This window comes from Lacticaseibacillus yichunensis, from assembly GCF_003946405.1.
Classification (GTDB): Bacteria; Bacillota; Bacilli; order Lactobacillales; family Lactobacillaceae; genus Lacticaseibacillus; species Lacticaseibacillus yichunensis.
Genome location: NZ_RHOG01000021.1, coordinates 38,419 through 45,215, shown reverse-complemented (window position 1 = coordinate 45,215; position 6,797 = coordinate 38,419). Strand labels below are relative to the sequence as shown.

At 55.6% G+C, this 6,797-nt stretch carries 10 protein-coding genes and 1 other annotated feature; all 10 genes read right to left on the bottom strand.

Going from position 1 to position 6,797, the window contains the following annotated elements:
* Positions 1-65 precede the first annotated feature (65 nt).
* The 10 genes from rplL to EKM95_RS07440 all read right to left on the bottom strand — a co-directional run bounded on the left by rplL (position 66) and on the right by EKM95_RS07440 (position 6,795).
* Complete coding sequence (gene rplL, locus EKM95_RS07485) at positions 66-434, bottom strand: 50S ribosomal protein L7/L12 (protein ID WP_125697226.1); 369 nt, start codon at positions 432-434, stop codon at positions 66-68.
* A 63-nt stretch (positions 435-497) separates the two neighbouring features.
* On the bottom strand, positions 498-1,004 hold the full coding sequence (gene rplJ, locus EKM95_RS07480; protein ID WP_125697225.1) for a 50S ribosomal protein L10: 507 nt from the start codon (positions 1,002-1,004) through the stop codon (positions 498-500).
* Between the two features lie 34 nt (positions 1,005-1,038).
* Positions 1,039-1,158 (bottom strand) — a sequence feature (ribosomal protein L10 leader region).
* An 89-nt stretch (positions 1,159-1,247) separates the two neighbouring features.
* The gene (gene rplA, locus EKM95_RS07475; RefSeq protein ID WP_125697224.1) at positions 1,248-1,937 is read right to left on the bottom strand and encodes a 50S ribosomal protein L1; all 690 of its coding nucleotides are present in this window, start codon (positions 1,935-1,937) and stop codon (positions 1,248-1,250) included.
* Between the two features lie 84 nt (positions 1,938-2,021).
* Positions 2,022-2,447 (bottom strand): 50S ribosomal protein L11, encoded by a 426-nt coding sequence (gene rplK / locus EKM95_RS07470; protein ID WP_125697223.1) that lies wholly within the window; start codon positions 2,445-2,447, stop codon positions 2,022-2,024.
* 156 nt (positions 2,448-2,603) lie between these two features.
* Positions 2,604-3,437 (bottom strand): alpha/beta hydrolase, encoded by an 834-nt coding sequence (locus EKM95_RS07465; protein WP_125697222.1) that lies wholly within the window; start codon positions 3,435-3,437, stop codon positions 2,604-2,606.
* Between the two features lies 1 nt (position 3,438).
* On the bottom strand, positions 3,439-3,984 hold the full coding sequence (nusG, locus tag EKM95_RS07460) for a transcription termination/antitermination protein NusG (protein ID WP_125697221.1): 546 nt from the start codon (positions 3,982-3,984) through the stop codon (positions 3,439-3,441).
* Positions 3,985-4,083: 99 nt separating this feature from the next.
* Positions 4,084-4,254: a preprotein translocase subunit SecE gene (secE, locus tag EKM95_RS07455; RefSeq protein ID WP_125697220.1), complete on the bottom strand. Its 171-nt coding sequence runs from the start codon at positions 4,252-4,254 to the stop codon at positions 4,084-4,086.
* 13 nt (positions 4,255-4,267) lie between these two features.
* On the bottom strand, positions 4,268-4,417 hold the full coding sequence (gene rpmG / locus EKM95_RS07450; protein WP_125697219.1) for a 50S ribosomal protein L33: 150 nt from the start codon (positions 4,415-4,417) through the stop codon (positions 4,268-4,270).
* 462 nt (positions 4,418-4,879) lie between these two features.
* Positions 4,880-5,842 carry a UbiA family prenyltransferase gene (locus tag EKM95_RS07445; protein WP_125697218.1) on the bottom strand — a complete coding sequence of 321 codons (963 nt, stop codon included), beginning with the start codon at positions 5,840-5,842 and terminating at the stop codon, positions 4,880-4,882.
* Positions 5,842-6,795: a UbiA family prenyltransferase gene (locus EKM95_RS07440; protein WP_125697217.1), complete on the bottom strand. Its 954-nt coding sequence runs from the start codon at positions 6,793-6,795 to the stop codon at positions 5,842-5,844. The genes EKM95_RS07445 and EKM95_RS07440 overlap by 1 nt, the downstream gene beginning before the upstream one ends.
* Between the last annotated feature and the right edge of the window lie 2 nt (positions 6,796-6,797).

The following is a 6,797-nucleotide window of genomic DNA, read 5'->3' as shown; positions in this document are numbered from 1 at the left end:
CGCGCCCGACACCGCCGCCATTACTGGCTTTAGCATCGAGCGTGTTCGATTGAATTTCTAACTTGTTACTTGAGGGTGATCGTTGCGCCAACTTCTTCAAGCTGAGCCTTGATCTTGTTTGCTTCGTCTTCGGTGATGTCTTCCTTGATAGCGGAAGGCGCAGCATCAACAAGACCCTTCGCATCCTTCAGGCCGAGACCAGTGATCTCACGAACGGCCTTGATGACCTTGACCTTTTCCTGGCCTGCTTCGGTCAGTTCAACGGTGTAGCTGTCTTTTTCAGCAGCGGCATCGCCGGCGCCAGCAGCTGCAGCTGCAACAGGGGCAGCAGCGGAGACACCAAATTCTTCTTCGATTGCTTTTACAAGATCATTCAGTTCAAGAATGGAAGCTTCTTTGAGCTGGCTGATGATTGCTTCATTATCTAAAGCCATGTTTGTTTCCTCCAATTAAAATGAAATTATGCCGCAATGCGGCGGGAATAGAAAACGTAACGCTTAGGCAGCAGGCTGTTCGTCCTTGCTTTCGGCAACCGCTTTGATCGCGTATGCGACATTGCGTACCGGAGCCTGCAGAACGGAGAGCAGCATGGAAAGCAGCCCATCGCGATCTGGCAAGCTGGCCAGTTCATTGATCTGGTCAAGCGTGGCAACCTTACCTTCGATGATGCCGCCTTTGATCTCCAATGCCTCGATTTTGTCCGCGAACTTCTTCATGATGCGGGCAGGAGCGACAACATCGTCGTTGGAAAAGGCAACGGCAGTCGGGCCAGTGAAAACCTCGTCGAGATCTTCGTAACCGTTGGCGTCAGCTGCACGACGCAGATAGGTATTCTTGATGACTTCCATCTTGACCCCTGCATCACGCAACTCCTTGCGCAGGTCGGTGACCTGAGCAACCGTCAAGCCGCGGTAGTTGACAACAACAACACTGGATGCGGCTTTGAACTGCTCGGAAACACCTTTGACGATCTCGGCTTTTTGTGCTTGAATCGCTTCACTCATTTGATTCACCTCCTGTTAGTTGATCGAAGTTCTTTTAAGTATAAAAAAACTCCATGTCTACCAAGACATAGAGGTATCTGTTGAACCGATACCACCTCGGCAGGATAATTAAGGCTTGCGCCACCTGAGTCTTAGGCAGAGTGAATTAACACAAAAACGAGTGTAACATTCCAAGTCAGACGCGTCAACCGGAGAAAATAAAAAAGCCGTCGCACGTGGCGACGACTTTTTTTGCAAACAACCTTAGAAGGCGTTGCTGTCGACTGTGACGCCAGGGCCAAAGGTCGAGGTCACGGTCAAGCTCTTGATGTACTGGCCCTTCGCAGAGGCAGGACGTGCACGGGTGATCACGTCGTTCATCGTCTTGAAGTTTTCCAGCAACTTTGCGGTGTCAAAGGAGACCTTGCCGATCGGGGCGTGAACGATACCAGCCTTGTCAGCACGGTATGCCACTTGGCCTGCCTTGACGTCGTTGACTGCCTTGGTGACATCCATGGTCACGGTGCCGGTCTTCGGGTTAGGCATCAAGCCTTTCGGGCCGAGAACACGGCCCAAACGACCAACCTTAGCCATCATTGGCGGGGTCGCAACGGCAACATCAAAGTCGAGCCAGCCGTCTTGGATCTTTTGAACCAAGTCGTCGCCGCCAACTTCATCAGCACCGGCATCCTTTGCCTGTTGTGCCTGCGGGCCTTCCGCAAACACGATGACCTTTTGAGTCTTACCGGTCCCGTTTGGCAGGACAACGGCGCCACGGATCTGCTGGTCCGCCTGCTTGACATCGATGTTCAGGTTGTAAGCAACTTCAACGGTTGCGTCGAACTTGGCAAAATCGATCTTCTTCACGAGATCAACTGCTTCTTCCGGCGTGTAAGTCTTAGTCGCGTCGACCTGTTTGGACGCTTCGAGATACTTCTTTGCTTTTTTAGCCATTCTGGATTTTCCTCCTTGCAAATGTGGTCAACGGGCCGGAGCCCTTCCACTTGATTCATTCAGCTTTCGCCGATGATCCGGACATTAGCCCTCGACTTCAAAGCCCATCGAGCGTGCAGTCCCTTCAACCATGCGCATCGCAGCTTCGACGTCTGCGGCGTTAAGGTCTTGCATCTTCGTTTCCGCGATCTGGCGAACCTGATCCTTGGTCACTTTGGCGACCTTCTTGGTGTTCGGTTCACCGGAGCCGTGTTCAACACCAGCGGCCTTCTTCAGCAGGGTTGCTGCAGGCGGTGTCTTGGTGATGAATTCGAAGGAACGATCTTCGTACACGGTGATCACAACAGGGATGATCATGCCGACCTGATCTGCGGTCCGCGCATTGAAGTCCTTGGTGAAGCCCATGATGTTGATCCCAGCCTGGCCCAGTGCTGGGCCAACTGGCGGGGCCGGAGTTGCCTTACCAGCAGGGATCTGGAGTTTAACGATGTTTGCTACTTTTTTAGCCACGAAACATAACCTCCTTAAGTCCGTGATGTGGTGATGATGGCCAAGTTGATTTTGACCTCCCACGCGTATGCAAAAACATACCTGAGTAGATTACCATGAAAGCCGCCAAACTTCAAGCGGATTCAAAGGCGGGGCACGCTCTGACGGAAAAATCGGTCAGCGCGTCTCTGCAGCAGGCTGCGCAGACCCCCAAAGAAAGGTGGTGATATCCTGATCCACCACCGGATTTTCATGCAATAAGCTGTGTGCCGCTCTGGGGCCGCGCACCACCGCCTCGCGGTAATCCGCCACCGTATTTTCAGCTAAAAAACGGACCGCAAAACTTGAATTCACGCCGACGACGCCATCATGGGCCAGGTTGCCAGTAAACAGGTCCCCTGCGATGTTCAGCCAGCGCAACTGCGCCGGCAGATCCGCGCGGTGGGCCTGGAAATAATCATACACCGGCGCCGTCTGCTCGGGGCCGGTACCAGTCAGATGCCAATCCAAGATCGGCGTGTTCTTTGCGACTTCCAGATCATTGTACGGCGCGGCGATCGACACCAGCGCCGCCACGGGCACGGCCGGCCGACTGATGGTGTAAAGCAGCGCCGTCACCCCGCCCATGGAATGCGCGACGAGATTGATCTCGGAAAAAGCTGCCTGCTTCTGCAAGGCGGCCACCACCCGCATCAAACCCTCGCGCTGCGCCCGGGGCCGGGTGCGCTTGTCGGCAAACAGCACCTGGACCCCGGCGTGCGGGCCGAGCTGAAGATGGCCGCGAAGCCGCACCCGCCCGCTGCGCGTCACGATCGCCACCACCTGTTTGTCGATCGGCAGGCGCCGCAGCATATGGCCAAACGACAAACGGTTGCCGAGATACCCTGGCACAAATATAGTTGGCGTGTGATCGCCGACCTCAGCGCCGCGCTGCTTTTGCGGCTGTCCAAGCATATAAAAATCGAGTGCCGCGCCGAACGCGAGACACCCGATCAGAATGAGCCAAGCCATTTTACAGTTTGTCCACTTGGTCGTAGTCGAGCTCGGCGGCGACTTCGCGATCAAACATATTGATGGTGACGCGCAGTTTTTGCTTGTCGGCGTCGTTGGCGGTGATTTTGCCGGTCATGCTGGAAAATGCGCCGGCGATGATTGTGACTGTTTCGCCCACTTCATAGGAAACATTGGTGCGGGCGGTGGCCATCCCCATGCTGTGCAGCACCGAGGAGACTTCTTCCGGCAACAGCGGGGCTGGCTTGGAGCCTGCCCCGTGAGAGCCAACAAACCCGGTGACGCCCGGCGTGTTTCGAACCACAAACCAGCTTTCGTCGGTCATGACCATTTCGACCAGCACATAGCCCGGGAACGTCTTTTCCATCTTGACGTTGTCCTTGCCATTTTTCATTTCGTGCTCTTCTTCTTCAGGCACGATCACACGGAAAATGTTGTTGTCCATGCCCATCGAAGTGGCGCGACTCTCGAGGTTCGTCTTGACCTTATTTTCGTAACCGGAATAGGTATGCAGCACATACCATTGTTTCTCTGCTGATTCAGCCATCGTTAAGCTCCTTTGTTTAGTTGCAAATAAAAAAACCGTTGCGCATGTGCAGCGGTTTTTTCGCTAAGGCAAGTATAGCAGACTCGCCCGATTTTTCAACTAAAAGACAAATGCGTTGAGCAAGGCCAAGATCGCCCAGTCGGCCAGCGCAAAATAGATTGCAAAAAGCAAGGACGTGATGACCACCGTCGTCGTATCGCGGCGGGTCTCACTTGCTGTCGGCCAGGTGACAGCTTTCATTTCAGCAACAACACTTTTAATAAACTTCATGATGACCCTCCGTTTACTTCGTTTCTTTATGTTCGGTCACTTTTCCGCAGTACTTGCAGAATTTATTCAAGGTTAGACGCTCGGTGCGTCGTTTGTTCTCCGGCACATAGTAATTACGCCGGCCGCAGACGCTGCACGCCATCGCTACTTTTTTTACAGACATGTTGAACCTCCATACTCGCACTTCAGCATATCAAAAAAAGGCGAGTGAAACAACTGTGAAGTCTTTGAAGGGTGCGAAGCGGGGCGCTTAGGTCTGAGCAGCTAGGCTAGCCTGGCGCTTGGGGCGTTCTTAGCCCCGAGTGACGGGCGAACCTAGCTGCCTCAGACCTGCCTCGCGTAGCCCAACTGCAGGGTGCGAAGCGGGGCGCTTAGGTCTGAGCAGCTAGGCTAGCCTGGCGCTTGGGGCGTTCTCAGCCCCGAGTGACGGGCGTACCTAGATGCCTCAGACCTGCCCCGCGTAGCCCAACTGCAGGGTGCGGAGGCCCGCGGGATGGTCGAGTAGCTAGTTTGGCTTGGATGCTTGAGGCGCACTTCGCCTCGAGCGTCCGAGCCAACTAGATACCTCGACCATGCGAGCCGAAGCCCAACTGAAGGGTGCGCAAGCCCGCGGGATAGCGGAGGCTCACAACCAAATGGCCACCACTATCAGCACCACTTCCCCGCTCGCCACCAACAATAGCGAGGAGATCGCGGTATTGAACGTTTCCTGCTTGCTCTGTTTTGCCAAGAAGCGCTGCGTATTGCGCCGCACCAGAGGCCACAGCAGCAATACGGCCAAAAGCGGCCACGGGAGAAGCCGAAGTAGCACAGCCAGCACCACACAGGCAAAAGCCAGGCGCGGCAACCATGGGTAAATGCGGAGTGCTTTTTCCTTGCTCAGGTAATAGGGCAAGGTGAAGCGCTGGTTGCGGATGTCCTGGTCGATGTCGCAGATATTGTCCGCAAACATCACCGTGCCATCCAGGATCACGATCGGCAGGGCGACCAGCAGCAGTTGCAGGATCACACTCAAGTCAGCGGACAAAGCGAAATGGCTCGCTGTGAAAGTCAGATCGACCGGTCGCGGCGTGATATTCACAAAGCACGCGATGAAGATCGTGCCAAAGCCTTCGCACAGCCCCGCCAGCAGCTCCCCGCAAGGAATCCGCGACAATGGCACTGGGCCAAAGGTGTAGAAGATCGCCACGAAGATCCCGGCGCCGCCGATCAAAAGCAGGCTCAAATTGGTTCGCCAGACGAGCGCCAAGCCCATCACCACCGCCAACGCGAGAAACGCCCCCATCAACGCGAGCATCCGCCGCGGGGACAGATGCTCGCGGCCAATGATATTCTGGGTCGCCCGGTACTGTAAGTCTTTTGCCTTGTAGTAATCCTGAACGTTGTTGAAGCCGGTGACAAACAGCGCGATGCTCATTTGCCCGACAAAATACAGAGAGGTGTTGACCCAATCCAGCTGGCCGAATGCGAGTTTTGCATATGCCACCCCGAGCAAAAATGGCAGCAGGCTCGCTGCTTTTGCAGGCAACCGAATCAACTCCAGAAAAAGTGGCCAGGTCAGTGGGCGATAGGTTTTTTCCGTGTCCATCAGCGCACCCCTCCCTTCACTAGCAGACTGAGCAAAAGACCGGCGATCAGCCCGCCATTTTCAAGGAGCAAGTTGTACAGCGAGGTCTTGAACGTCAGGCGCTTGTCCTGGCGATGGCGGAAGCGGTTGGTGTTGCGCATCGCCCAGGGCAGCGTCAGCAGTGCCACCAGCGTTGGCCACGGCAGCAGGCCAACTGCGACTGCCAGCACCACCGCCACATAGCCGCCATATGCCAGTAGCGTGTACAGCAGGCGACTGTGGGCCGGGCCCAGATACATCGGCAGGGTCATGCGCTTGTTGGCGGTGTCCTCTGCGAGATCGGACATGTTGTTGGCCAGCATCACATTGGCGATCGTGGCCATTGGCGTGACGCAGACGAAGGCTAAAGCGACCAGCGCCGGCCAATCCCCTGCCAGCGCCAGGTTTGGCCAGGCAAATGTCAACCGCAAAAATGGCGTTGTGCGCGCGGCCACATAGGCGGCTATACCGGGAATGCCAAGGCCCATCACCACCCCGGAAAACAGTTCGCCCAGCGGCATGCGAGACAACGGCAGCGGCCCAAATGTGTAGAAAATGCCGACCACAAAACACGCCCCGCCTGCCAGCAGCAACAGCCAGTCCGTGCGCCAGACCAACACCAGGCTCAGCGCGGTGGACACCGCCAACATCCCCCAGATGACGGCGCGCACCAAGGCAGTCGGCAACTGCCTGCGCCCGATCACGTTCACCGTTTGCCGATACTGGTCGTCTTTTGCCTTACGATAATCCATCCAGTTATTGATCGCGGTGGTGGTCATGTCAAACAACAGCATCGCCACGAAAAACAGGGTGCTGTTGACCCAATTGACCTGCCCTAACACCACGGCCGCAAACAAGGTCCCCACACAAAAAGGCAAGACACTTGCCAATTTCGTCGGTCCCTCGACTAACTCCCAAAATGCACGAATACTCATGT

Bases quoted from the DNA above. Each gene is read 5' to 3' on its own strand.
- rplL (WP_125697226.1), bottom strand. From the start codon at position 434: ATGGCTTTAGATAATGAAGCAATCATCAGCCAGCTCAAAGAAGCTTCC.
- rplJ (WP_125697225.1), bottom strand. From the start codon at position 1,004: ATGAGTGAAGCGATTCAAGCACAAAAAGCCGAGATCGTCAAAGGTGTT.
- rplA (WP_125697224.1), bottom strand. From the start codon at position 1,937: ATGGCTAAAAAAGCAAAGAAGTATCTCGAAGCGTCCAAACAGGTCGAC.
- EKM95_RS07465 (WP_125697222.1), bottom strand. From the start codon at position 3,437: ATGGCTTGGCTCATTCTGATCGGGTGTCTCGCGTTCGGCGCGGCACTC.
- nusG (WP_125697221.1), bottom strand. From the start codon at position 3,984: ATGGCTGAATCAGCAGAGAAACAATGGTATGTGCTGCATACCTATTCC.
- secE (WP_125697220.1), bottom strand. From the start codon at position 4,254: ATGAAGTTTATTAAAAGTGTTGTTGCTGAAATGAAAGCTGTCACCTGG.
- rpmG (WP_125697219.1), bottom strand. From the start codon at position 4,417: ATGTCTGTAAAAAAAGTAGCGATGGCGTGCAGCGTCTGCGGCCGGCGT.
- EKM95_RS07445 (WP_125697218.1), bottom strand. From the start codon at position 5,842: ATGGACACGGAAAAAACCTATCGCCCACTGACCTGGCCACTTTTTCTG.
- EKM95_RS07440 (WP_125697217.1), bottom strand. From the start codon at position 6,795: ATGAGTATTCGTGCATTTTGGGAGTTAGTCGAGGGACCGACGAAATTG.